Source organism: Streptomyces hirsutus, assembly GCF_001418415.1.
Taxonomy (GTDB): domain Bacteria; phylum Actinomycetota; class Actinomycetes; order Streptomycetales; family Streptomycetaceae; genus Streptomyces; species Streptomyces hirsutus.
Genome location: NZ_LIQT01000708.1, coordinates 1 through 1,803, shown reverse-complemented (window position 1 = coordinate 1,803; position 1,803 = coordinate 1). Strand labels below are relative to the sequence as shown.

General features: G+C 76.7%; 2 pseudogenes. One reads left to right on the top strand and one right to left on the bottom strand.

Annotated features, from left to right (window positions below):
* Window positions 1-265, bottom strand: a pseudogene (locus AOK11_RS37715) (hypothetical protein); the annotation flags it as partial.
* A gap of 119 nt (window positions 266-384) precedes the next feature.
* Between AOK11_RS37715 and AOK11_RS37710 the strand changes: the two are divergent.
* A pseudogene (locus tag AOK11_RS37710) lies at window positions 385-1,803 on the top strand (DNA-binding protein); the annotation flags it as partial.

The following is a 1,803-nucleotide window of genomic DNA, read 5'->3' as shown; positions in this document are numbered from 1 at the left end:
CCTCCGCCCCCCGGGCCGCCCCCTCGGAGCCGGAGGTGCCGGTGGAGGCCGCCGTCACGACCTCGTCCGGAGTGCCCATGCGGGAGATGATGCGGCGCACGGCGGTCGGGGAGTCGACGACGGCCTTCGCCCGGCGCCGGTCGATCTCGTCCCGCAGACCCGCGACCAGACGCATACGGGTCGCCGACGGCAGCTGCCGCTGCTGGGCCACGTCGCCGACGCGGCTCAGATACTCGTAGACGACCTGGTCACTCTCGATACCCACGAAGTCCCCTCCGGGGCGGATGCGTTGGCGGACGACATCGGACGACGGTACCGCGAGTCCGGCCGCCCGGCCCAACTCCACGCACCCCACCGGCGCACCCACCCGCTACGGTGATGCGGATGAGCACCGAGGAGAAGCCCGCGGCGGCCCCCCGATCCCTCGCGGAGGCGCTCCGGGGACGGGACGACGCCGAGCTTGCCGCGCTCCTGCGCAGCCGGCCGGACCTCGTCACACCCGTGCCCACCGACCTCACCCAGCTGGCCACCCGGGCCGGTACCCGTGCCTCGGTCGTCCGTGCCCTGGACCGGCTGGACCTTTTCACGTTGCAGACCGCGCAGGCGCTGGCCGTGGCGGCGGATCCGGCGCCGTACGACGAGCTGCTCGGGCTGCTGGCGGGCGACGAGGGCGACCGTGCGGTGTCCGCCGCGCTGCCGGGTGCCGTGCGGACGCTGCGCGAGCAGGCGCTGGTGTGGGGTGACGACGACCGGCTGCGGCTGGTCCGTACGGCCCGTGAGCTGCTCTCCCCCTCCCCGCAGCACCCCTCCCCGACGGGCCTCGGCCCGACCGTGCGGGAGGCGACGGCCGGGATGTCCCCGGGACGGATCCAGGAGATCGTCACGACGGTCGGACTGCCCTCCACGCACGACTCGGTCTCCGCCGTGGCGGCGCTGACCGGGCTGTTCACGGACCGGGAGCGGATGGCGGAGCTGCTGGCCGAGGTCCCGTTCGAGTCGCTGGAGGTGCTGGAGCGGCTGGTCTGGGGGCCGCCCTACGGTCAGGTCACCGCCGATCCGGCGACCCGGTTGCGCCGGCTGCTGGACCGGGGGCTGCTGCTGCCGACCGCGCCCGGGACGGTCGTCCTGCCGCGGGAGGTGGCGCTGCATCTGCGCGGCGGGCGGGCGCACCGGACGGTGGAGCCGGTGCCGCCGCCGGTCGGGGCCGCGGCCACGCATCCTCCGCAGGTGGTGGACGCGACGGCGGCCGGGCAGGCGTACACGGCGCTGGCGACCGTCGAGGAGCTGCTGAAGGACTGGGACGAGGGCGGCCCGGCGGTGCTGCGGTCCGGCGGGCTGAGTCTGCGGGACCTGAAGCGGACCGCCGTCGCCCTGGACGTGACCGAGCCGGTCGCCGCGTTCTGGGTCGAACTGGCCTATGCGGCCGGCCTGCTGGCCTCCGACGGTGAGGCCGACGAGCGGTACGCGGCGACCCCGGCGTACGACACCTGGCGGGAGCGGCCCGCCGCCGAGCGCTGGACGACGCTGGCCGCGGCGTGGCTGACGGCGACCCGGACGCCGGGACTGGTCGGCGGGCGGGACGCGAAGGACCACACCCTGTCGGCCCTGGGTCCGGGGCTCGACCGGTCGGCGGCGCCCGAGGTGCGGCGCCGGGTGCTGACGCTGCTCGCGGGGCTGCCGGAGGGGGCGGCCCCGGACGCCGGGTCGGTGTCGGAGCGGCTGCGGTGGGAGCGGCCGCTGCGCGCGACGGGCGGGGCCGCCGGTTCCGGTTCCGGTTCCACGGGCTCGGGCTCGGGCTCGGGC